The 271-nt window shown below is 47.2% G+C and carries 1 protein-coding gene; it reads right to left on the bottom strand.

The features are described from left to right. Positions 1-244, bottom strand: a 244-nt coding sequence (locus Q4528_RS13960; RefSeq protein ID WP_303522189.1) for a putative phage head morphogenesis protein, incomplete at its 3' end; no start/stop codon positions are given. Between the last annotated feature and the right edge of the window lie 27 nt (positions 245-271).

Below are 271 nucleotides of genomic sequence, written 5' to 3'. Positions count from 1 at the left end.
CCTTAACAGCACTCAACATATCCATATCAAGCATCTTGGCAACCGTGAATGCCACCTCGTGCTCCTCTTTGATGAGATCCTTATAATCAAAAGAAGTCTTAAGCCCCTTCTGGCGGAAAAATTGAAGGGCTTCACTCGCCGTCAACCCGAATCCAGCGGTTATGCTGATGGGATCAAGAAACGAAATAACGTCGGCCGGTACCGCCGGTTTAGCTGGAGGGTCGATTGATATCCTAAATTTCATCGTTCAGCTCGAAGGTTACCCATTAAG

This window comes from Staphylococcus pasteuri (genome assembly GCF_030547725.1).
Taxonomy (GTDB): domain Bacteria; phylum Bacillota; class Bacilli; order Staphylococcales; family Staphylococcaceae; genus Staphylococcus; species Staphylococcus pasteuri.
The sequence above is the reverse complement of the archived record's forward strand: the minus strand, read 5'-3'. Positions and strand labels throughout refer to the sequence as shown.